Annotated in this window: 17 protein-coding genes; 8 read left to right on the top strand and 9 right to left on the bottom strand. The window is 72.0% G+C overall.

The genetic code is table 11. The features are described 5' to 3' along the window. Positions 1 to 4: 4 nt before the first annotated feature. Positions 5 to 1,936 (bottom strand): ABC transporter ATP-binding protein, encoded by a 1,932-nt coding sequence (locus ACIRO3_RS08300; RefSeq protein WP_404133832.1) that lies wholly within the window; start codon positions 1,934 to 1,936, stop codon positions 5 to 7. A 99-nt stretch (positions 1,937 to 2,035) separates the two neighbouring features. On the opposite strand from ACIRO3_RS08300, the gene ACIRO3_RS08305 reads away from it, so the two are divergent. From ACIRO3_RS08305 to ACIRO3_RS08320, 4 genes are all read left to right on the top strand, one after another. Continuing rightward, the gene (locus ACIRO3_RS08305) at positions 2,036 to 2,506 is read left to right on the top strand and encodes a MarR family winged helix-turn-helix transcriptional regulator (RefSeq protein WP_404133835.1); all 471 of its coding nucleotides are present in this window, start codon (positions 2,036 to 2,038) and stop codon (positions 2,504 to 2,506) included. A 29-nt stretch (positions 2,507 to 2,535) separates the two neighbouring features. Beyond that, positions 2,536 to 5,472, top strand: a complete 2,937-nt coding sequence (locus ACIRO3_RS08310; protein ID WP_404133837.1) for an FAD-binding and (Fe-S)-binding domain-containing protein — start codon at positions 2,536 to 2,538, stop codon at positions 5,470 to 5,472. 159 nt (positions 5,473 to 5,631) lie between these two features. Beyond that, positions 5,632 to 7,455 (top strand): ABC transporter ATP-binding protein, encoded by a 1,824-nt coding sequence (locus ACIRO3_RS08315; RefSeq protein ID WP_404133840.1) that lies wholly within the window; start codon positions 5,632 to 5,634, stop codon positions 7,453 to 7,455. Next, positions 7,452 to 9,233: an ABC transporter ATP-binding protein gene (locus tag ACIRO3_RS08320; protein ID WP_365998963.1), complete on the top strand. Its 1,782-nt coding sequence runs from the start codon at positions 7,452 to 7,454 to the stop codon at positions 9,231 to 9,233. Before ACIRO3_RS08315 ends, ACIRO3_RS08320 begins: the two co-directional genes overlap by 4 nt. 12 nt (positions 9,234 to 9,245) lie before the next feature. On the opposite strand, the gene ACIRO3_RS08325 is transcribed toward ACIRO3_RS08320, so the two are convergent. Together ACIRO3_RS08325 and ACIRO3_RS08330 are read right to left on the bottom strand one after the other, a co-directional pair. After that, positions 9,246 to 10,613: a hypothetical protein gene (locus ACIRO3_RS08325; RefSeq protein ID WP_404133843.1), complete on the bottom strand. Its 1,368-nt coding sequence runs from the start codon at positions 10,611 to 10,613 to the stop codon at positions 9,246 to 9,248. A 203-nt stretch (positions 10,614 to 10,816) separates the two neighbouring features. After that, positions 10,817 to 11,608, bottom strand: a complete 792-nt coding sequence (locus ACIRO3_RS08330; RefSeq protein WP_361778638.1) for a metal-dependent hydrolase — start codon at positions 11,606 to 11,608, stop codon at positions 10,817 to 10,819. A gap of 144 nt (positions 11,609 to 11,752) precedes the next feature. On the opposite strand from ACIRO3_RS08330, the gene ACIRO3_RS08335 reads away from it, so the two are divergent. From ACIRO3_RS08335 to ACIRO3_RS08345, 3 genes are all read left to right on the top strand, one after another. Then, the gene (locus tag ACIRO3_RS08335) at positions 11,753 to 14,272 is read left to right on the top strand and encodes a DUF3516 domain-containing protein (protein ID WP_361778635.1); all 2,520 of its coding nucleotides are present in this window, start codon (positions 11,753 to 11,755) and stop codon (positions 14,270 to 14,272) included. 70 nt (positions 14,273 to 14,342) lie between these two features. Then, on the top strand, positions 14,343 to 15,269 hold the full coding sequence (locus tag ACIRO3_RS08340) for an acyl-CoA thioesterase (RefSeq protein WP_404133847.1): 927 nt from the start codon (positions 14,343 to 14,345) through the stop codon (positions 15,267 to 15,269). A gap of 8 nt (positions 15,270 to 15,277) precedes the next feature. Beyond that, positions 15,278 to 15,679 carry a YchJ family protein gene (locus ACIRO3_RS08345; RefSeq protein WP_404133850.1) on the top strand — a complete coding sequence of 134 codons (402 nt, stop codon included), beginning with the start codon at positions 15,278 to 15,280 and terminating at the stop codon, positions 15,677 to 15,679. On the opposite strand, the gene ACIRO3_RS08350 is transcribed toward ACIRO3_RS08345, so the two are convergent. Next, positions 15,643 to 16,509 (bottom strand): DUF6397 family protein, encoded by an 867-nt coding sequence (locus ACIRO3_RS08350; protein ID WP_404133852.1) that lies wholly within the window; start codon positions 16,507 to 16,509, stop codon positions 15,643 to 15,645. The two genes, ACIRO3_RS08345 and ACIRO3_RS08350, sit on opposite strands and share 37 nt — an antisense overlap. A 173-nt stretch (positions 16,510 to 16,682) precedes the next feature. Next, a complete protein-coding gene (locus ACIRO3_RS08355) occupies positions 16,683 to 17,081 on the bottom strand; it encodes a roadblock/LC7 domain-containing protein (protein WP_053683454.1) in 399 nt (132 codons plus the stop codon). Between the two features lie 106 nt (positions 17,082 to 17,187). On the opposite strand from ACIRO3_RS08355, the gene ACIRO3_RS08360 reads away from it, so the two are divergent. Then, entirely contained in the window at positions 17,188 to 17,625 is a 438-nt protein-coding gene (locus ACIRO3_RS08360; RefSeq protein ID WP_404133854.1) for a PPOX class F420-dependent oxidoreductase, read from the top strand. A gap of 38 nt (positions 17,626 to 17,663) precedes the next feature. Here ACIRO3_RS08360 and ACIRO3_RS08365 read toward each other — a convergent pair whose 3' ends face one another. Genes ACIRO3_RS08365 through ACIRO3_RS08380 form a run of 4 tightly spaced genes read right to left on the bottom strand, consistent with a single transcriptional unit; the run spans position 17,664 to position 21,773 of the window. Then, a complete protein-coding gene (locus ACIRO3_RS08365; RefSeq protein ID WP_404133857.1) occupies positions 17,664 to 18,317 on the bottom strand; it encodes a GTP-binding protein in 654 nt (217 codons plus the stop codon). After that, entirely contained in the window at positions 18,317 to 18,721 is a 405-nt protein-coding gene (locus ACIRO3_RS08370) for a DUF742 domain-containing protein (RefSeq protein WP_366147857.1), read from the bottom strand. Before ACIRO3_RS08370 ends, ACIRO3_RS08365 begins: the two co-directional genes overlap by 1 nt. Further along, positions 18,718 to 19,176, bottom strand: a complete 459-nt coding sequence (locus ACIRO3_RS08375) for a roadblock/LC7 domain-containing protein (RefSeq protein WP_404133860.1) — start codon at positions 19,174 to 19,176, stop codon at positions 18,718 to 18,720. Before ACIRO3_RS08375 ends, ACIRO3_RS08370 begins: the two co-directional genes overlap by 4 nt. Then, complete coding sequence (locus tag ACIRO3_RS08380; protein WP_404133862.1) at positions 19,176 to 21,773, bottom strand: nitrate- and nitrite sensing domain-containing protein; 2,598 nt, start codon at positions 21,771 to 21,773, stop codon at positions 19,176 to 19,178. Before ACIRO3_RS08380 ends, ACIRO3_RS08375 begins: the two co-directional genes overlap by 1 nt. Positions 21,774 to 21,804: the final 31 nt, after the last annotated feature.

Below are 21,804 nucleotides of genomic sequence, written 5' to 3' on the forward strand. Positions count from 1 at the left end.
ACGATCACACGTTTACCGGGGTCGGTACGGCATCCCCGAACGTCTCCCCCTTGGCCGTCTTGACCGTCTCGCCCTTGGCCGTCTCGTTCGCGGCCTTCTCGTTCACCGCACCCTCCGGCACCAGCGCGGCGTCCCGGTCCCGGCGGACGAGCGCGGCGTATCGACCCTCGGCCTGCAGCAGTTCCTCGTGCGTTCCGCGCTCGGCTATTCGACCGGCGTCCAGTACGACGATCTGGTCGGCGTCGCGAACGGTGGACAGGCGGTGGGCGATGGTGATGGTGGTACGGCCCGCGGACAGATTGTCGATGGCTTGCTGCACCGCGTGCTCCGTGCGGGTGTCGAGCGCACTGGTGGCCTCGTCGAGGATCAGCACCGGCGGATCGCGCAGGATCGTGCGGGCGATGGCCAGACGTTGCTTCTCGCCGCCCGAGAAGCGGTAGCCGCGCTCGCCGACCAGGGTGTCGTATCCGTCGGGCAGCGAAGCGATGTGTTCGTGGATCTGGGCCGCCCGGGCCGCCTCGGTGATCTCCTCGTCGGTGGCGTCCGGCTTGGCGAAGCGCAGGTTGTCGGCGACCGAGGCGTGGAAGAGGTAGGTCTCCTGGGAGACCACGCCGATGGACCGGGCCAGCGAGTCGAAGTCCAGGTCGCGTACGTCCACTCCGTCGAGGACGACTCTGCCGCCCGTCACGTCGTAGAGCCGGGGCACCAGGTAGCTCAGGGTGCTCTTGCCCGAGCCGGTCGGGCCGACCACCGCGAGGGAGCCGCCGGCCGGCACGGTGATGTCGATCGCCGTGAGGGTGGGGCCGTTCTTGGCCTCGTACGCGAAGTGCACGTCCTCCAGGCGGACCTCGCCCTTGGCGCGCTCCAGCCGTACGGCGTCCGGGCGCTCGGTGATGTCCACCGGCAGGTCGAGGTACTCGAAGATCCGGGCGAACAGCGCGAGCGAGGTCTGGATCTGCACGCCGGTCGACAGCAGGCTCACGGCGGGCCGGAACAGGCCCTGCTGGAGGGTGACGAAGGCGACGAGGGTACCGACGGAGAGCGAGGGGGCGCCGGTCTGCAGAGTGATGCCCGCCGCCCAGTAGATGAGCGCGGGCATGGCGGCCATGACGATGCCGATCGTGGACATCCGCCAGCGTCCGGCCATGCTGGAGCGCACTTCGAGGTCGACCAGCTTCTCCGACTCCTCCGAGAAGGAACGCGTCAGCGAGTCGGCACGCCCCATGGTCCGGCCGAGCAGGATGCCGCTGACCGACAGCGATTCCGTGACCGTGGCCGCCATGGAGGCCATCTGCTTCTGCCGCTGCGTCGTGATCCGCTTGCGCTCGCGGCCCACCCGCCGACTGATCCACACGAAGACGGGGAGCAGCAGGAGCGAGACCAGCGTCAGGCGCCAGTCCAGCGCGAGCATGGCCACGACCGAGGCGATCACGGCGGTCAGGTTGGAGACGAGGGAGGTCGCGGTGGAGGTGACGGTGGCCTGCATGCCGCCGATGTCGTTGGCGATGCGGGACTGCACTTCACCGGTGCGGGTGCGGGTGAAGAAGGCCAACGGCATCCGCTGGAGCTGTGCGTACACGGCGGTGCGCAGGTCGTGCATGACGCGCTGGCCGACGGTGGTGGATATGAGGGTCTGGAGCACGCCGAAGACGCTGGTGACGACCGCGGTGAGGATCATGCCGAGGGCGAGCAGGCTGAGCAGCCCGGTCCGCCCCTGGGGGATCGCGACGTCCAGGATCTCCCTCAGCAGGAAGGGCGAGGCGACGCCGACGAGCGAGGAGGCGCCGACGAGCGCGCCGACGACGGCGAGCCGGCCTCGGTAGGGCCGGAAGAGGGACACGATGCGGCGCAGCTCACGGGGCTGGTCCGCCGGGGCGGGTCGACTGGGGTCGAGGGCTTCTTTCGCTGGGGACCACTCGGGCTCTTTGGGGCGCATGGGCCTCCTTCTGACGAGACTCACATGAGCATAGCTCATTGTTACCTATACTCACAATGAATCTGGTCCCTATACTCTTCCCATTATGAGGACCGCAGCATGAGCACCGCTCCCGAAGCCGACAGCACGGACAGCACGGACGGGGTACTCGCCGAGCAACTGCTCCGCCTGACCCGCCGACTGCACCGCATCCAGAAGCGCCATCTCGAACCCCTCGGGATCACTCCCGCCCAGTCAAGGCTGCTGCGGCTGGTCTCGCATTACGACGGCGCGGAACCGCCCCGCATGGCGGATCTCGCCGCGCGCCTGGAAGTGGTACCCCGGGCCGTCACCACGCTGGTCGACGGGCTGGAGGCGGCCGAGTGCGTGCGCCGCGCGCCGGACCCGGCGAACCGCCGGGTGATCCGGATCGAGCTGACCGACACCGGCCGCGCCACGCTGCGCAGGCTGCGCAACGCGCGAACCGACGCGGCAGAGGAGATCCTGGCTCCATTGACCGCCGAACAGCGCAAGGTGCTCGGTGGCCTGCTGAACGCTCTGGCGGACGCCCCGGCGGAGCCCGCCTGCTGAGATCGCCGCCGAGTCGAGGGGTCGCCGCCATGCCACTGCTGGAGCCGAGGCCCGGAACCCTGCGGCCGCGCGACGTCGGGGCCCCTTCCCCCGATCGGGTGGCGGACCACCGGGCGGGCGGGACCCCGCAGGCGTTGCGCGCGGACCTGTCGGAGCTGCTGGGCGCCGAGAAGGTGCTGTGGAAGGTCTCCGACCTGGTCCGGTACGCCTCGGACGCGTCCCCGTACCGGTTCGTGCCGCAGGTGGTGGTGGTCGCCGAGGACATCGACGACGTCTCGGCCGTGCTCTCGTACGCTCACGGCAAGCAGCGCGAGGTGGTGTTCCGCGCCGCCGGGACCTCGCTGAACGGCCAGGCCCAGGGCGAGGACATCCTGGTGGACGTGCGCCGGCACTGGACCGGCGTCGAGGTGCTCGACGGCGGCCTGCGGGCGCGGATCCGGCCCGGCACCACCGTGCTTCGGGCCAATGCCGCACTCGCCCGACACGGTCGGATCCTGGGACCGGACCCGGCGAGCGCCATCGCGTGCACGTTGGGCGGGGTGGTGGCGAACAACGCGTCCGGCATGACGGCGGGGATCACGAGGAACTCGTACCGCACCCTGTCCTCCCTCACCCTCGTGCTGCCCACCGGCACGGTCGTGGACACCGCCGACCCACTCGCCGACGAGGAGCTGGCGCGCGCCGAACCGTCCCTGTGCCGCGGCCTGATGGACATCAAGCGGGAGATCGAGGCGAACCCGGCACTGGCCGCCCGGATCCGCGCCAAGCACCAGATCAAGAACACCACCGGCTACCGGCTCGACGCCTACCTCGACGGCAACACCCCCGTCGAGATCCTGCGCGGCCTGATGGTGGGTTCCGAGGGCACCCTGGGCTTCATCTCGGAGGTCGTCTTCGACACCCTCGCCCTGGACCGCGAACTGACCAGCGCCCTGCTGTTCTTCCCGTCCCTGCCCGCCGCGGCCGCCGCCGTACCGCTCTTCAACGAGGCCGGGGCGATCGCCGTCGAGGTGATGGACGGCAACACCCTCCGGGCCTCGGTCAGTGTCGCGGGGGTGCCCGCGGACTGGGCCGACCTCCCGAAGGACACCACCGCCCTGCTGGTGGAGTTCCGCGCCCCGGACGAGGCGGGCCGGGTCGACTGCGAGCGACGCGCGGCCGAGGTGCTCGCACGGTTGGAGCTGGTCGCGCCGGTCGCCTCGGTGACGAACGCCTTCACCCGCGACCCGGGCACCGTGTCCGGGTACTGGAAGGCCCGCAAGGCCTTCGTCACCGCCGTCGGCGGAGCGCGCGCGTCCGGCACCACCCTGATCACCGAGGACTTCGCCGTCCCGCCGGCCCGGCTCGCCGAGGCCTGTGAGGCCCTGCTCGCCCTCCAGGCGGAGCACGGCTTCGACGCCGCCGTGGCCGGTCACGCCACCCACGGCAACCTGCACTTCCTGCTCGCGTTCGACGCGGGCCTCCCGGCGGACGTGGCACGGTACGCGGCCTTCATGGACGCGTTCTGCCGGCTCACCGTGGAACGCTTCGACGGCTCGTTGAAGGCCGAGCACTCCACCGGCCGCAACATGGCCCCCTTCCTGGAGCTGGAATGGGGCCCCGAGGCCACCGAACTGATGTGGCGCACCAAGCGGATCATCGACCCCGACCTGGTGTTGGCCCCGCGCGTCCTGCTCGACCGTGACCCCCGGGCCCACCTGCGCGGGCTGAAGACCATTCCGCGGGTGGAGGCGGTGGCCGACCCGTGCATCGAGTGCGGCTTCTGCGAACCGACCTGTCCCAGCGGGGACGTGACGACCACCCCGCGGCAACGGATCGTGCTGCGCCGCGAGATGACGCGTCAGCCGCCCGGCTCGCCCGTGCTCGAAGCGCTGCTCGACGCCTACGGCCACGACGCCGTCGACACCTGCGCGGGCGACTCCACCTGCAAGCTCGCCTGCCCCGTCGGCATCGACACCGGCGCCCTGATGAGGGACTTCCGCCACCGGCGGCACGGTCCCCGCGAGGAGCGCGTCGCCGAGCTGGCCGCCCGGCACTTCCGCACGGTCGAATCGGCCGCCCGGCTGGCCGTGGCCGCCGCCGACACGATCACGGACCGGGTCGGCGACCGGTTCCTCCAGACCGTGACGGGCGCCGCGCGCAAGGTCGTGAGTCCCGATCTGATGCCGGAGTGGCTGCCGCGGATCCCCGGCGCCGCGGCCCGCGCGCTGCCCGACACCCGGCGGGCGGGGGCCGTGGCGGTGTACTACCCGGCCTGCGTCAACCGGATCTTCGGCGGCCCCGACGGCGAGCCCGGCCCCTCCCTGCCGGAGGCCGTGGTGGCCCTGTCGGAGCGGGCCGGACGCCCGGTGTGGATCCCCCGGGACGTGACCGGCACCTGCTGCGCGACGATCTGGCACTCCAAGGGCTACGACGCCGGCAACCGGGTGATGGCCAACCGGATGGTGGAGTCCGCCTGGCGCTGGACCGCGGGCGGGCGGCTGCCGCTGGTCGTCGACGCCTCCTCCTGCACCCTGGGCATCGCGCACGAGGTGGTCCCCCACCTGACGGACGACAACCGGGCCCTGCACGCGGAGCTGCGCGTCCTCGACTCCGTCGTCTGGGCGGCCGAGGAGCTGCTGCCCCGTCTGGCGGTCCGGCGCACCATCGGCTCGGCGGTGTTGCATCCGACGTGCTCGATGGAGCATCTGGGTGACACGGCGCAGCTCCGGGCGGTCGCCGAGGCCTGCGCCGAGGAGGTGGTGGTCCCGGACGACGCGGGCTGCTGCGCCTTCGCGGGCGACCGGGGCATGTTGCACCCGGAACTGACGGCGTCGGCCACGGCCCGCGAGGCGGCGGAGGTGACGGCGCGCGCCTTCGACGCCCACCTGTCGGCGAACCGGATGTGCGAGGTGGGGATGGATCAGGCCACCGGCCGCTCCTACCACTCGGCCCTGCTCGAACTGGAGCGCGCCACGCGCCCCTGATCCCCTGCCCGTGACCAGGCCCTGTCGTCGAGGACCGCCATCCGCGGGGCCGTCGATCATGGCGCCGTGCGCCGTCGCCGACGGAAAATGGATTGCCCCGGGGCGGTCCGGAAGACGAACCTTGTGTGGTTTGAACCACTCGACCAGTCATGGGGCGTCATGCAGATCAGCGATCTTCCGTATCCGGACCCAGGGGTACCCGACGCTCGCTCCGGCCCTCGCTTCCTCGTGTGGCTGGGCCGCAACCAACTCGGCGGACAGGCCAAAAGCCTGTGCTGGGGGCTGTTGCACCACATCGGCATCGCCGGGCTGCCCTTCGCGGTCGGATTCGGCGTCGAGGCGGTCGTGGACCGAGACGGCCGACGGCTGCTGCTCGTCGGCGCGTTGATCGCGGTGCTCGGCATCGCGATCGCGCTCGGTGACGCGATGCTGCACCGGACGGCCGTCACCAACTGGATCACCGCTGCCGCCCGGGTGCAGCAGCTCCTCGCCCGCAAGACGGCCGAGCTGGGCTCCGCCCTGACCCGGCGGGTGGCGGCCGGAGAGGTCGTCGCGGTGTCCACCGGTGACGTCGAGAAGATCGGCTGGTTCGTCGAGGCGGTCTCGCGCTTCCTGGCGGCGGCCGTGGCGATCGTGCTCGTCTGTGTCGGCCTGGTCTGGTACGCGCCGTCGCTGGGCGTGGTCGTGGCCGTGGGCATGCCGCTGCTGGCCCTCGCCTCGCTGCCCTTGCTCCCGCGCGCCACCCGGCGCGCCGACGTCCAGCGCGAGAAGGTGGGCAAGGCGACCGAGCTGGCCTCGGACACCGTGGCGGGCCTGCGCGTCCTGCGCGGGATCGGCGGCGAGGAACTCTTCCTCGGCCGCTACCGCGCCGCCTCCCAGGAGGTGCGCGAGGCCGCCGTGCGCAGTGCCCGGATGTGGGCGGTGATCTCGGCAATCCAGGTGTTCCTGCCGGGCCTGCTGATGATCACCGTGGTCTGGTACGGCTCCTCGCTCGTCCTGGACGACCGGCTCGACGTGGGTGAACTCGTCGCGGTCTTCAGCGCGGTGTCCCTGCTGCTGTACCCCCTGCGCAGCGTGGAGGAGATCGCCATGGCGTACTCGTTCTCGCGTCCCTCCGCCAAGCGGGCGGCCCGGGTGCTGAACCTGACCCGGACCGAGGCGGACGAACCTCGGGAGCGGACCACCCCCGAGGCCCCGGCCCCGGGCGGCGACCTGTACGACCCGGAGACCGGAGTGTTGGCCCCGGCCGGGCAGTTCACCGCCGTCGTGTGCGGGGACCCGGACCTCGCGGGCCGGCTCGCGGAGCGGCTCGGCGGCCATCCGATGGACGCCGCCGACGGGCCCCCGGTGCTGTTGGGCGGGGTCGCGCTGGACGAACTCGCGCTGGACACCGCCCGCACGCTGGTCCTCGTACAGGACAAGGATCCGGTGCTGCTGTCCGGCACTCTGCGCGCGCTGTTCGACGTGCCGGCGTCCGGAGCGGTGACGCCCTCGGACGCGCTGGCGGCCGCGCGGTGCGGCGACGTGCTGGACGCGCTGCTCCAGTCGGCGCCCGACGGGGTCGAGGACGCGATGGACGCGCGGATCACCGAGCGCGGCCGTTCGTTGTCCGGCGGGCAGCGTCAGCGGCTGGCCCTGGCCCGGTCGCTGGTCACCGATCCGGAGGTGCTGGTGTTGGACGAGCCGACGTCGGCGGTCGACTCGCACACCGAGGCACGGATCGCGGACGGCATCGCGGCCCTGCGCGCGGGGCGCACCACGGTGGTCCTGGCCTCCTCTCCCCTGTTGCTGGACCGCGCCGACCGGGTGGTGCTCGTCCACGAGGGCACGGCCCTGCCGGCCGGCACGCACCGCGAACTGCTGCGCGGCGAACCCCGGTACCGGGCCGTCGTCACCCGCGAGACCGAGGAGGAACAGCGAGTGTCGGGCCTGGAACTGGCGCAACTCACGGAGTCACTCACAGAGATCGAGGAATCCGCATGATCGGCGTGGCGCCGCCGGACTACGATCCGGCAGCCCCCGAAACGGCCGCGACCCTGCCCGTGGGCACGTCCACGACCGTTCGGGACTATGTGCGCGGCCTGTTCCGGCGCCACCGGCGGGCGTTCGTCGTCCTGGTGACGGTCAACGCGGTCGCGGTGATCGCGTCCATGGTCGGCCCGTACCTGCTGGGTCGGGTCGTGGACGACCTCGCGGCCGGGGCCCGCGAGCTGCGGCTGGGCACCGTGGCCCTGCTGTTCGCGGGAGCCCTCGTCGTACAGACCCTCTTCGTGCGGCAGGTACGGCTGCGCGGGGCGATGCTGGGCGAGGAGATGCTGGCCGACCTGCGCGAGGACTTCCTGGTGCGCTCCGTCGGTCTGCCGCCGGGCGTGCTGGAGCGGGCCGGTACCGGTGACCTGCTGTCGCGGATCACCACCGACATCGACCGTCTCGGCAACGCGATGCGCGAGGCCGTGCCCCAGCTGGCCATCGGCGTGGTGTGGGCGGGGCTGCTCTTCGGGGCGCTGGCCGTGACCGCGCCGCCGCTGGCGTTGGCGGCGTTGGTGGCCCTGCCGATCCTGGTGATCGGCTGCCGCTGGTACTTCCGGCGGGCGCCTTCGGCGTACCGGTCGGAGTCGGCCGGGTACGCGGCGGTCGCGGCGGCGCTCACCGAGACGGTGGACGCGGGCCGCACCATCGAGGCGCACCGACTCGGGAACCGTCGGATCGCGATGTCGGAGCGCCGGATCAAGGAGTGGACGGCGTGGGAGCGGTACACGCTGTTCCTGCGGACGGTCCTCTTCCCCGTCATCAACGTGACCTACGTGACGATCCTCGGCTCCGTGCTGATGATCGGCGGCTACTGCGTCCTGCGGGGCTGGATGTCGGTGGGGCAGCTGACGACGGGTGCGCTGCTGGCCCAGATGATGGTCGATCCGATCGGCCTGATCCTGCGCTGGTACGACGAGTTGCAGGTGGCGCAGGTGTCGTTGGCCCGTCTGGTGGGCGTGCGCGAGATCGAGCCGGATGCCGGCGACTCGGCGGTGTCCCCGCAGGGCCGGGCCGTCCGGGCGGACGAGGTCCACTTCGGCTACCGGGAGGGCGTGGACGTCCTGCACCGGGTGTCGATGGCCGTGCCGCCGGGCACCCGCATGGCGCTGGTCGGCCCCTCGGGCGCCGGCAAGTCCACCCTGGGCCGGTTGCTCGCCGGCATCTACGCGCCACGCGCGGGTGAGGTCACCCTCGGTGGGGCGCGGTTGTCGCGGATGCCGGCCGAGCGGGTGCGCGAGCACGTGGCGCTGGTCAACCAGGAGCACCACGTGTTCGTGGGCTCGCTGCGGGACAACCTGCGGCTGGCGCGGACGGGCGCGGACGACGCCGAACTGTGGGCGGCGCTGGGCGCGGTGGACGCGGACGGCTGGGCGCGGGCCATGGAGTCCGGACTGGACACCGAGGTGGGTTCGGGCGCGGCGACGCTGACGCCCGCGCAGGCGCAGCAGATCGCGCTGGCCCGACTGGTGTTGGCGGACCCGCACACCCTGGTGCTGGACGAGGCGACCTCGCTGTTGGATCCGCGTGCCGCACGGCATCTGGAGCGTTCGTTGGCCCGGGTGCTGGACGGCCGCACGGTCATCGCGATCGCCCACCGGCTGCACACCGCGCACGACGCGGATGTGATCGCGGTGGTCGAGGAGGGCCGGATCAGCGAGCTCGGTTCGCACGACGAGCTGGTCGCGGCCGATGGCGCGTACGCCGCGCTGTGGCGTTCCTGGCACGGCTGACCGGGCCGGGCGTCACGGCGCCGGTGCGGGAGCCGGTGTCGGTGTGGGCTTCGGCGCCGGTGTGGGGGCCGGTGTCGGTGTGGGCTTCGGCGCCGGTGTGGGGGCCGGTGTCGGTGTGGGGGCCGGTTCGTGGGCCTGCTTCGACGCACAGGTCCAGACGACCGGGTGCATCACGTCCTTCGCGTCGACGGCGTACCCGCCGACCCGGTCGTCGTCGGAGACGGTGAAGGCGCCGCTGTGGCCCGTCGCGGCGAGGCGGGGCAGGGCGAGGGTGGGACCGGAGCCCTTCCACAGGGTGGCCTGGTACGGCGGGGCGGTCTCCGGCGGGAAGGGGCCGACCATCGTCGAGTCCGAGGCGGTTCCGACGCTGACGCCGGTGGTCGGGCTGACGTCCTCGAAAGTGCCCTGGGTGCGGTCGCCGAGGTTCGCGACGGTGGTCACGTCCGTGTAGGGCGGTTTCCAGACGACGCCGTTGGAGGTGATGAGACGCGCGAACTCGTAGGTACCGGAGATCCGGCCCTTCTCGTCGATGTCCTGCGGCAGGTAGGTGCTGTAGGTGTCGCCAGGGTGGAACGGCTGGAGTTCCCGGGCGGGCGCCTTCTTGTCGGCCGTCCACACGAGCCCGGCCTCGTACCAGTACTCCTCGTCCGTCACCCCGGTGCCGCGTCCCACGATCAGGCCGGCGTTGTTGATGCCCGTGATCTCGGCCAGGCCGGTGACCTGCGGGGGCAGGGCCAGCTCACGGCGGACGGTGGTGCCCGCCCACTCCACTCCCACCACGTGCCAGGGGTCGCTGTGCCGCTCGCCGACGATGTGCCCCTTGTCGTTGATGTCGCTCGCCCGCTCTCCGCCGGGCAGGATGGCGACCGCCTTCGCACCGGGCACGTACCGGAAGGCGATCGGGGGCTTGTCGGTGCCGCGAAGCCACCCGACCATCACACCGGACCGGTTGACGGCCTCCACTCCGCCCGACGTGTACCCGGCGGGAAGTGGCACACGGTGTACGGAGGCGCCGAGCCAGTAGACGGGCCTGTTCTGCGAGCGGCCGACGGAGAGGCCCCGAGGGCCGAGTCCCTTGACCTCGGAGGTGGCCGACCAGGGGAACGGTGACTCGCCCGGACCCGGCAGCGAGTCCAACACCTGGATGCCCGGCGTACAGCGGAGCGCGGGCCCGGCCTGTTCCCCGGTCGCCGCGTGGGCGGGCGCGGCCAGGACGGCCACGGCCAGTGCGGCGAGTACCGTGCCCGCCATCAGCGCCGGTCGGGCACCCGTCCTGATGCGGCTGCCGACGCCGTCCCTGTGGCTGTCCCTGCCGCCGTTGCCGTTCCTGTCGCTCTTCATCTCGTCCCCCGGATCGCGCTGCTCGTTCGGCTTCGGCACGTGCGCCCGCCTGTCGCGCGGGTTCGGACGACTCGTGGCGGCGAGGGATCGGTGTGCCCCGCCCAGTGCCGCCGGTCATGGTGCGAGCCGACGTGCTCGACGGCTCGTCGGCTCACATGATGTCCGTACGGGGGCGGGCTGAACAGACCGATTCCGGGCGCCTGACGTGTCCGTTCGGGCCGGTGTCGAAGGGGGCTCGGAGATCAGATGAAGCCGAGGGCGGCCGCCCCGCCGACTCCGCCGAGCAGCATGAACACGGGCATGAGCACCTTCAGCTCCACCCAACTGCCGGCGCGGAACCGCATCATCTTCGGCGGCCCGATCGGGTACCAGCGCTTGCCGGCGATCGGGAGCGGCCACAGGATCGGGCAGCCGGAGACGGTCAGCGCGTCGCCGATGTCGTGGACCAGGGCCCCGAGCAGGATCGGCAGGCCGAGCCAGAGGTACTCCTGGCCGGGTTCGGTGAACAGCCAGCCGGCGCCGTTGCCCGGCTGGTCGAGTACGCCGGCCAGGATCCAGGCGCTGGTGGCGCCCAGGAGCCACACCAGGATGTCGCTGGACATCCGGGCCGCCCGCCACAGGAGGCCTTCGACGGCCAGCACCAGGTGGACGAAGAGCAGTGCGAGGACGCCCCAGCGATCGGCGGTCACCGCGAGGACGGAGGAGCCGCCGCCGATGAGGACCGCCCACAGCCAGGTGTGGGTCAGCGTCCGGTGACCGCCGGTGCGGCGGGCGTCGCGCGGGGCCCGGGTGGCCTTGTAGACGGCGTACGAGATCTTGTCGACCACCTCGCACAGGCCCCGGGAGAGCGGCCCGAAGGCGCGTGAGATCGTCGCCGACTTGTGGTCGAGGTCCGGTGCCAGCGCGGCGCCGGCGCAGATGAGCGCTCCGACGGCGAGGACGGGCCAGGGCATCGGGTGCCCGGCCGCCGCCGCCGCTGCGCCGACCCCCAGCCAGGCCGCCGCGCCGGACAGTGAGTGCGCCGGACCCATCATGCTGTTTCCCGCCCCGGTTCCGTGATGATCAGACCCCGTTGACGGTTTCGTCAGGGCCGTGTGAACGGCACAGCGTACCGTTGATGATCTTCTTTCCTGCCGCCGGTTCCCTCATCCGGTCCGAAGCCAGGCAAGATGGGGGGTGTGACCCTCATTGATCAGCTCCCGCCGAACGCCGACCCCGATGCCCTCTTCGAGGCCTTCTCCTCGTGGGCGGAGGGCCAGGGCATCACCCTGTACCCGGCGCAGGAGGAGGCACTGATCGAGGTCGTCTCCGGGGCGAACGTGGTCCTCTCCACCCCGACCGGTTCCGGCAAGAGCCTGGTGGCGGCCGGCGCGCACTTCACCGCGCTGGCCCAGGACAAGGTCACCTTCTACACCGCACCGATCAAGGCCCTGGTGTCGGAGAAGTTCTTCGACCTGTGCAAGCTCTTCGGCACCGAGAACGTCGGCATGCTGACGGGCGACGCCTCCGTGAACGCGGACGCCCCGGTCATCTGCTGCACCGCCGAGGTGCTGGCCTCCATCGCCCTGCGCGACGGCAAGTACGCCGACATCGGCCAGGTCGTCATGGACGAGTTCCACTTCTATGCCGAGCCGGACCGCGGCTGGGCCTGGCAGATCCCGCTGCTGGAACTCCCCCAGGCGCAGTTCGTGCTGATGTCGGCGACCCTCGGCGACATGAAGCGCTTCGAGGAGGACCTGACCCGGCGCACCGGCCGGCCCACCTCGGTGGTCCGCTCCGCGACCCGGCCCGTCCCGCTGTCGTACGAGTACGTCACCACGCCGATCACCGACACCATCACCGAGCTGCTGGAGACCCGGCAGGCACCGGTGTACATCGTGCACTTCACCCAGGCCCAGGCGGTCGAGCGGGCGCAGTCGCTGATGAGCATCAACATGTGTACCCGCGAGGAGAAGGACAAGATCGCGGAGCTGATCGGCAACTTCCGCTTCACGACCAAGTTCGGTCAGAACCTCTCCCGCTACGTCCGCCACGGCATCGGCGTCCACCACGCGGGCATGCTGCCCAAGTACCGGCGTCTCGTGGAGAAGCTGGCGCAGGCGGGCCTGCTGAAGGTCATCTGTGGCACCGACACCTTGGGCGTCGGCGTCAACGTGCCCATCCGCACCGTGCTGTTCACCGCGCTCACCAAGTACGACGGCACCCGCGTCAGGACGCTGCGCGCCCGCGAGTTCCACCAGATCGCCGGTCGGGCCGGTCGGGCCGGCTTCGACACGGCGGGCTACGTGGTCGCGCAGGCGCCCGAGCACGTCATCGAGAACGAGAAGGCCCTCGCGAAGGCGGGCGACGACCCGAAGAAGCGCCGCAAGGTGGTCCGCAAGAAGGCCCCCGAAGGCTTCGTGGCCTGGTCGGACGCCACGTTCGAGAAGTTGATCGCCGCCGATCCGGAGGCGCTGACCTCGCGCTTCAAGGTCACCAACATCATGCTGCTGTCGGTGATCGCCCGCCCGGGCGACGCGTTCAAGGCCATGCGCCACCTGCTGGAGGACAACCACGAGCCGCGCAAGGCGCAGCTGCGGCACATCCGCCGGGCCATCGCGATCTACCGCTCGCTGCTGGACGGCGGTGTGGTGGAGAAGCTCGACACCCCGGACGCCGAGGGCCGCACCATCCGGCTGACCGTCGATCTCCAGCAGGACTTCGCGCTGAACCAGCCGCTGTCCACCTTCGCGCTGGCCTCCTTCGACCTGTTGGACCCGGAGTCCCCCTCCTACGCGCTGGACATGGTCTCGGTCGTCGAGTCCACGCTGGACGACCCGCGCCAGATCCTGGCCGCTCAGCAGAACAAGGAACGCGGCATGGCCGTGGGCGCGATGAAGGCCGACGGGATCGAGTACGAGGAGCGGATGGAGCGTCTCCAGGACGTCACCTATCCCAAGCCCCTCGAAGAGCTGCTCCTGCACGCCTACGACGTGTACAGCAAGAGCCACCCGTGGGTCCGCGACCACCCCGTCTCCCCGAAGTCGATCATCCGTGACATGTACGAGCGGGCGATGACCTTCACGGAGTTCACGTCCTACTACGAGCTGGCCCGTACCGAGGGCATCGTCCTGCGCTACCTGGCGAGCGCGTACAAGGCCCTGGACCACACCATCCCGGACGACCTCAAGTCCGAGGACCTCCAGGACCTCATCGCCTGGCTGGGCGAGCTGGTGCGCCAGGTCGACTCCAGCCTGCTCGACGAGTGGGAGCAACTGGCGAACCCCGAGGTGGAGACGGCGGAGCAGGCCCAGGAGAAGGCCGACCAGGTCAAGCCGGTCACCGCGAACGCCCGCGCCTTCCGTGTCCTGGTCCGCAACGCCATGTTCCGGCGCGTCGAGCTGGCGGCCCTGGACCACGTCAACGTGCTCGGCGAGCTGGACGGGGAGTCCGGCTGGGACGCCGACGCCTGGGGCGAGGCCCTGGACGGCTACTGGGACGAGTACGACGACCTGGGCACGGGGCCCGACGCGCGCGGCCCGAAGCTGCTGCAGATCGAGGAGGACGCGGCGCACGGGCTGTGGCGCGTCCGGCAGGCCTTCGCCGACCCCGCCGGGGACCATGGCTGGGGCATCAGCGCCGAGGTGGACCTCGCGGCCTCCGACGAGGAGGGCCGGGCGGTCATCCGGGTCACCGCGGTCGGTGAGCTCGGCCTCTGACCCGTCCCCGCAGGCTGCCGGCGTCGCCGGGCCCGCCGATTCCGCCGGACACGACAGTGGAGAACCCCTGATGACGAACCCCGCCGAGAGACTGGTCGATCTGCTCGATCTGGAGCAGATCGAGGTCAACATCTTTCGGGGCGCGAGCCCCCAGGAGTCCCTCCAACGTGTCTTCGGCGGGCAGGTCGCCGGCCAGGCACTGGTGGCCGCGGGGCGCACGACCGAGACCGACCGACCCGTCCACTCGCTGCACGCGTACTTCCTGCGCCCCGGCATCCCCGGCGTGCCCATCGTGTACCAGGTGGAGCGGGTGCGCGACGGACGTTCCTTCACGACGCGTCGTGTCACCGCGGTCCAGCAGGGCAAGACCATCTTCAACCTGACCGCCTCCTTCCATCATCCGGAGGAGGGCAGCATCGAGCACCAACTGCCCCCTCGCCTCGACTTCCCGCACCCGGACACGCTTCCGACGGTCGCGGAGGAGATCCGCGAGCACCTGGGAGCCCTGCCCGAGGCCCTGGAGCGGATGGCCCGCCGCCAGCCCTTCGACATCCGCTACGTGGACCGGCTCCGCTGGACCCCGGAGGAGCTCAAGGACGCCGATCCGCGCAGCGCGGTGTGGATGCGGGCGGTCGGCCCGCTGGGCGACGACCCGCTCGTGCACACCTGCGCCCTCACCTACGCCAGTGACATGACCCTCCTCGACGCCGTGCGGATCCCGGTGGAACCCCTGTGGGGCATGCGCGGATTCGACATGGCCTCGCTGGACCACGCCATGTGGTTCCACCGGCCGTTCCGGGCCGACGAGTGGTTCCTGTACGACCAGGAGTCCCCCATCGCGCACGGTGGCCGGGGCCTGGCCCGCGGCCGCATCTACGACCTGGAGGGCAGGCTGCTGGTCTCCGTGGTCCAAGAGGGGCTCTTCCGCCCGTACGCCGCCAAGTCGCCGCAGCCGTCCGGTCCGCCCACCCCGTCCGATCCGTCCACGAAGAGCTGAGCACGCCCATGCCCACCCCGGTCCTCCCCTGTCCCTGCGGGCTGCCCGCCGCGTACCCGGAGTGCTGCGGCCGCTTCCACTCCGGTGACCGGCAGGCGCCCACCGCGGTGCTGCTGATGCGTTCGCGCTTCAGCGCCTTCGCGGTCGGCGACACCGCCTACCTGCTCCGTTCCTGGCACCCGTCCACCCGCCCGGACCGGCTCGAACTGGATCCCGGGCAGCGCTGGGAACGCCTGGAGATCCTCGCCACCGAACGCGGCGGCATGTTCGAGACGCAGGGCGCGGTGGAGTTCCGGGCGCACTACCGCGAGGGCCGGCACTCCGGGTCCCTGCACGAGCACAGTGGCTTCTCCCGCGAGGACGGGGCCTGGGTCTACGTCGGCCCCCTCTCCCCGGTGGACTTCGACTGACCCCGAGCCCCCATCAGGGCGACGTCCAGGCCGGCGCGGTACCACCGGATCTCGTCCGGCGGCCGCGCCCTCAGCAGTGACTCCGCCACGACGGCGGCGGCCGGCACCCGCGGGTGGCCGTAGGGCGGGGGCGGTGCCAGCGCCGCGAGCACGATGCGTTCGGCCGGATCGGGCACCACCTCCCGCACCTCGTCCGTCGGGAGGACGGACGCGAGCACGGCCGCCCGCTCCCAGGGGTCCGTGGCGCGTCTCAGCAGCAACTCCACGTGCCGCCCACGCCATGTGCGCGGGCGCAGGTCGCCTTTGGCCGCGATCAGCTCCCGGTCCTCGGGGGGAGCCGTTCCCCGCAACATGCCGGCCTCCCGAGTGGCGAACGCCCTGAGTTCGGGGGCCAGATAGAGCCACACGACGGCGCGGTAGCGGTTGATCCGGTACCCGATCGGGGTGATGTGCCCGCAGCGCGCGAGCCGGGTGAACCGGCTGGGCCCCACCCCGAGCAACTCGGCCCCGGCGTCGGCGCCGGCCACGGTCTCGACCCGCGCGCGCAGGGCTTCGGGGAAACCGTCGGTCGCCCTGACCCGCTCCAGTTCGGCCCGCGCGAAGCGTGCGGCTCCGCTCGGCGCCCGGGGTCCGGCGCGTACCAGTCCCAGCTGCACGGCCCGCGCCAACTCACCCCGACCCAGGTCCAGTTCACGCGCGGCCCGGACGCCACCGACGAGCGCCTCCGGCAACACGTCCACGGCCGGGCCGGCCGGCGCTCGCGGTCCCGCCTCCCCCGCGTCCAGTACGACCACGGCGCGGCCCGGCGTTCCCACCCTCAGCGTTCCCACGCACGGCGTTCCCACCCTCAGCGTTTCCACGCACGGCGTTTCCACCCTCATCACGATCCTCCCCCACGAGTGGCGATCACTTTGTGTGAAGACCGTAACTCAGCGCGACGATTGCGGCGAGGCCTGTGGACAACTCCGCTCGCGGCCGTGAATCGAGGCTCCGATCGAGGCCATCAGCCCCCCGTGATGCGCCGTTCCGCGACACCCAGGTGCTCGCCCACCCGGTTCACCATCAGGGTCATCTCGTAGGCGACCTGCACGATGTCCGCCTCGGCGGCGCTGAGCGCGCACAGACAGCTGCCCGAGCCGGCCGCGACGACGAACAGGAACCCCTCGTCGAACTCGACCATCGTCTGGCGCACCTCGCCCGCCCGGAAGTGGCGTCCGGAACCCTTCGCGAGGCTCTGCAACCCGGCCGCGACCGCGGCGAGATGCTCCGCGTCCTCCCGCGCCAGCCCCGCGCTCGCCCCCGTCACCAACCCGTCGTTCGACAGCACCACCGCGTGCCGGACCTGGGGGACCCTGCGCGTCAGGTCGTCCAGTAGCCAATCGAGCTGCTTGTCCAGTGCCATTTCCAGCCCCTCCCCGTCGACGCGGCCGACGTGGCCGCGTCCCACCCCGCTTGGTCGTGCCGCCAGCCTTCCCCACCAGGGGCTTTCCGGCAAGGAGGATGGACCCATGACGAAGAAGATGACTGAAGAGGAATGGCGGGCGTTCGTCTCGCATTCCACCCGTACCGGGAAACTCTCCACCGTCCGCGCGGACGGAAGCCCGCACATCGCTCCCATCTGGTTCGTTCTCGATGGTGACGCGTTCGTCTTCAACACCGGCCGCGACACCGTCAAGGGTCGGAATCTGGCCCGGGACGGCCGGGTCGCCCTCTGCGTGGACGACGACCGGCCGCCGTTCTCCTACGTCGTCCTCCAGGGCCGCGCCGAGCTCGTCGAGTACACCGGCAACGAGCGGGAGATGTTGGCCTGGGCCACGCGGATCGGGGGCCGTTACATGGGTGAGGAGCGCGCCGAGGCCTTCGGCCGGCGCAACGCGGTCGACGGTGAACTCCTCGTCCGCGTCACCATCGACAAGGTGATCGCGGCGGGCGACGTGGCGGCCTGACCCGGCGCCCGTCGGCTGCCGCGCGCCACGGGGCCCCGTCACTCCGGCCCCTCCTGCGTACCCGAACCCACCGATGCGAGCAGCCGGGCGGTGTGCATCCGTCCGGCGTACTCGACCAGCCTGATCAGCACTTCCTTGCCCGAGTCCTTGTCCCGCGCGTCGCAGAGCACCACGGGTGTGCCCTGATCGAGGTCCAGGGCCCGAGCCACCTCGTTGGAGGCGTAACGCCGTGCGTTCGTGAAGCAGTTGACGGCCACGACGAAGGGGATCCGGCGGTGCTCGAAGTAGTCCACCGCCGGGAAGCAGTCCTCCAGCCTGCGGGTGTCGGCCAACACCACCGCCCCGAGGGCGCCTTGTGACAACTCGTCCCACAGGAACCAGAACCGGTCCTGCCCCGGCGTGCCGAACAGGTACAGCGACAGGCCCGAGCGGATGGTGATGCGCCCGAAGTCCATGGCCACCGTCGTGGTGGTCTTCTGGTCGACCCCTCCGGTGTCGTCGACGAGCTCGCCCGCCTCGCTGAGCACTTCCTCCGTGCGCAGGGGTCGGATCTCGCTGACCGCGCCCACCAGCGTGGTCTTGCCGACGCCGAAGCCGCCCGCCACGAGGATCTTCAGCGTGAGCGCCGCCAGTTCCTCGTCCTCTTCGGCCTCTGGAGCGGACCCGGTGGATCCGTTGTGGTGCAGTCCCATCACAGCGCTCGCAATCCTTCGATGACTTCACGCAGAATCCGCTCGTCCGGCAGTTGCGCGGGCGGTACGGGGCGGCTGACCTTGACGTGTCCGGCCTCCAGCAGGTCGCCCAAGAGCACCCGCACCACCCCCACGGGCAGGTCGGCGTCGGCGGCCAGCTCCGCCACCGATTGGGTCTCGTCACGGCACAACCCGAGCAGCGCACGGTGTTCGGGCCCCCACAGGGACCCGGCCGCCTCGTCGCCGCCCTCGGGGTCCACCACGACGACCAGCGCGATCAGGTCGAACCGGACACCGTGCGGTCCCGGTTTGGTGCGTCCGCCGGTCATGGCGTAGGGCCTCACGAGCGGCCCCGCCTCGGTGTCGAACCACTGGCCGTTCACGGGTCTGACCGCCGCGCTCACCCTGCGGCCGGCGGGTGGGCCGCGAACCGCGAGGGGGTGCCCAGGTGCTCGCCGACCTGCTTGACCAGTCGGGCCATCTCATAGGCGATGAGTCCGATGTCGGCGCTGCCTGCGCTGAGGACGGCCAGACAGGAGCCGTTGCCGGCCGCGGCGACGAACAGGAATCCCTCGTCCATCTCCACCATCGTCTGGCGCACACCCCCGGCGTGGAAGTGCCGGGCCGCGCCCTTGGCCAGGCTGTGGAAGCCGGAGGCCACGGCGGCCAGGTGCTCGGCGTCCTCCCGGCTGAGCCGGCTGGAGGAACCCACCGCCAGACCGTCGTTGGACAGGACCACCGCGTGCCGGACCTCGCGGACGCGCGTCACGAGGTCGTCCAGGAGCCAGTCCAGTTCGCCGCCTCCGCAGGCTCCGTCGAGCCCGATCCGCTGGTGCTCGATCCGCTGGTGCTCGATCATCACACTTCTCCTTCGCTGCCTGCGTGGGGGGAGTTCTCGCCGGCGCCCCGGGCCCAACCGGCCCGATAGGCGGCCATCCGGTCCCTGGCCTGCTCGGGACTGCGTTCCGGCGGGGTGCCGGACGGAGCCGTGTCCGCCGTGGCCGCGGGCTCGGGGGCCTCCCGCAGTTGCGGGACCAGGCTGGCCTGGCGGACCCTGCGCGGCAGCTCGGTCACCGAAGCGGCGCCCGCTGGAGCGGTGGCGGGCACCTGTGCCCGGGTCGCCGCGCCGACGGGGCCGCGCGGCCGCAGGGGGGCGACAGCGGCGGGGCGCGGCTCCCCGGACTCGACCACGGCGTCCGGTACGGGAACGGCCCCCACGGTGACCGGGGAGGCCAGCGGGGACGGCTCGGTCGCCTTCGCCTTCGCCTTCGCCTTCGCCTTCGCCTTCGCCTTCGACGTCGCTGTCCCCTTCCCTGTCGCCGTCGTCTCGGCGGGGTCGTCCGCAGCGGCCGTGATGGCCGCCTGGAGCAGGGAGTTCGGCAGCAGCACCACGGCCGTGGTGCCTCCGTACGGTGACGGGCGCAGGTGGACCCGCACTCCCTGGCGGGCAGCGAGCCGGCTGACCACGAACAGACCGAGGCGGTCGCTGTCGAAGAGGTCGAGCGCCTCGGACTGCTCGATCCGGCGGTTGGCGTCGTGCAGCGCCTCCCGGCCCATGCCCAGCCCGCGGTCCTCGACCTCCAGCACGTAGCCGGCGCCCACCGGCTCACCGCTGACCCGGACCTTGGTGTGGGGCGGGGAGAACTGGGTGGCGTTCTCGATGAGTTCGGCCAGCAGGTGGGTGAGGTCGGCCACCGCGCCGCCGACGACGGCGGCCTCCACGAGCCCGTGGACCTCGACGCGCGGGTACTCCTCGATCTCGGACACGGCGGCGCGAACGACGTTGGTCAGGGGGATCGGCATGCGCCAGGCGCGCCCCGGGGCGGCTCCCGACAGGATGATCAGGCTTTCCGCGTGCCGACGCATCCGCGTGGTCAGGTGGTCGAGACGGAAGAGGTCGTCGAGTTCGCCCGGGTCGTCCGAGCGACGTTCCATGGAGTCGAGCAGGGTCAACTGCTTGTGGACCAGGACCTGACTGCGGCGGGCGAGGTTCACGAAGACACCGCTCACCCCGTCGGCGAGTTCGGCGCGCTCGACGGCGGCGCTGAGAGCGGCCCGGTGCACGGTGGAGAGGGCTTCCCCCACCTGGGTGATCTCGTCCTCGGCGGGCGGCCCGGCCGGGGTCTCGTCCTCGATGTCGATGTCCTGACCGGCCCTCAGCCGCTCCATGGCGTACGGGAGCTTGCGACGCGCGATCTCCAGGGCGGTGTTGCGCAACGAGACCAGCTCCACCACCAGTGCGCGACCGATCCGCACCGAGATCACCAGGGAGGCGACGACGGCGGCCAGGCCCAGGACGACGGCCGCCCCGGCGCCGCTGAGCGCCACCCGCGCGAACGGGTCGGTGCGATCGGCGACTTCGGCGTGCGCGGCGGCCTCGGTCTCCCTGAGCGAAGCACTGACACCGCTGAAGGCGGCGTCCCACCCGGCGGGCCTGACCGCACCGGCACCGGCCCCGGTACCGGAGCCTGTACCGGGGCCCGTACCGGGGCCGGACCCCGCGCCGGCGCCCGCGCCGACCGTCAGCGCCCGGTCCTCGGCCGCGATGAGTTCGGCGTGGGTGGCGCTCTTGGACACGGACTCCCACGCGGTCCGTTCCTCGCCGGGCAGGTCCCGTGCGGCGTCCGCGAGCAGCGCGCGGCGGGTCTCGACGACACCGGTCAGCCGGCGCAGCGCCTCGGCGTTGCGCGGGCCCGGTACAGCGAGCAACGCGTCCTCCCGCGAGAGCAGTTCCCCGGCTTCGGCGAACTCCAGCAGGACCCGTGCGTCCGGGCCCAGTTCGGCGTCCTGCCCGCCGGACAGGGCTCCGCCGACGGCGAGCGCGGCGTCGGTGACGCGGGTGTACGTCTCGTAGGCGGCGTCGGCGGTCGTCCGCCGGTCGACGATGTCCTTGCGCGCGGAGCCGAGCCCCTCGGCGGCGGCCACGAACCCACCGAGCCGGACCACGACGTCGGTTCGGTAGTCACCGGAGTCCGCGATGGTGTTCCGGTCGCCGAGCCGCAGCCGGCGCACGGCGGCGTCGGTGCGCCGGGTCTGCTGTTCGAGGGCGGCGCCCGGCTCGCCGGCGGCGGGGTCGGCCAGGAAGCGCACCGCGGCCCGCCGTTCGGCCTGGATCTCGGTGAGCGCGGCGGAGACGGGGGCCCCGATCTCCCGCTCGACCCGTTGGACGCGGCTGAGCCGGGCGAGGTCCTGGGCGGTACTGACCGTGGCGAAGGCCCAGAGCGCGAGCAGCGAGACCACCGGGACCATCAACAGGGAGACGATCTTGGCCCGGACGGTGCGGGGGCGCAGTCGGACCCCGGGCCTGCCGCCGGAGCCGACCGCGACGGCGGGGTGCGGGGACGCGCCTCGCCCGGGTTCCTCGGCGGGCGGCCCGGCGTGCGCACGGCGGCCGCGCGCCGGGGGCACGGGCGGCCCCGGTGCCGCTGCTTCCGGTCTCTTGCGGGGTGTGCGCATGAACTCCTCGTTCCGGGCGGTGCGGACTTGG

This window comes from Streptomyces sp. NPDC102278 (assembly GCF_044766345.1).
Classification (GTDB): Bacteria; Actinomycetota; Actinomycetes; order Streptomycetales; family Streptomycetaceae; genus Streptomyces.

Excerpts from the sequence above, each read along its gene's own strand:
- ACIRO3_RS08375 (WP_404133860.1), bottom strand. The coding sequence starts at position 19,176 with ATGATCGAGCACCAGCGGATCGAGCACCAGCGGATCGGGCTCGACGGA.
- ACIRO3_RS08305 (WP_404133835.1), top strand. The coding sequence starts at position 2,036 with ATGAGCACCGCTCCCGAAGCCGACAGCACGGACAGCACGGACGGGGTA.
- ACIRO3_RS08360 (WP_404133854.1), top strand. The coding sequence starts at position 17,188 with ATGACGAAGAAGATGACTGAAGAGGAATGGCGGGCGTTCGTCTCGCAT.
- ACIRO3_RS08340 (WP_404133847.1), top strand. The coding sequence starts at position 14,343 with ATGACGAACCCCGCCGAGAGACTGGTCGATCTGCTCGATCTGGAGCAG.
- ACIRO3_RS08300 (WP_404133832.1), bottom strand. The coding sequence starts at position 1,936 with ATGCGCCCCAAAGAGCCCGAGTGGTCCCCAGCGAAAGAAGCCCTCGAC.
- ACIRO3_RS08380 (WP_404133862.1), bottom strand. The coding sequence starts at position 21,773 with ATGCGCACACCCCGCAAGAGACCGGAAGCAGCGGCACCGGGGCCGCCC.
- ACIRO3_RS08345 (WP_404133850.1), top strand. The coding sequence starts at position 15,278 with ATGCCCACCCCGGTCCTCCCCTGTCCCTGCGGGCTGCCCGCCGCGTAC.
- ACIRO3_RS08355 (WP_053683454.1), bottom strand. The coding sequence starts at position 17,081 with ATGGCACTGGACAAGCAGCTCGATTGGCTACTGGACGACCTGACGCGC.
- ACIRO3_RS08310 (WP_404133837.1), top strand. The coding sequence starts at position 2,536 with ATGCCACTGCTGGAGCCGAGGCCCGGAACCCTGCGGCCGCGCGACGTC.
- ACIRO3_RS08320 (WP_365998963.1), top strand. The coding sequence starts at position 7,452 with ATGATCGGCGTGGCGCCGCCGGACTACGATCCGGCAGCCCCCGAAACG.
- ACIRO3_RS08330 (WP_361778638.1), bottom strand. The coding sequence starts at position 11,608 with ATGATGGGTCCGGCGCACTCACTGTCCGGCGCGGCGGCCTGGCTGGGG.
- ACIRO3_RS08315 (WP_404133840.1), top strand. The coding sequence starts at position 5,632 with ATGCAGATCAGCGATCTTCCGTATCCGGACCCAGGGGTACCCGACGCT.
- ACIRO3_RS08365 (WP_404133857.1), bottom strand. The coding sequence starts at position 18,317 with ATGGGACTGCACCACAACGGATCCACCGGGTCCGCTCCAGAGGCCGAA.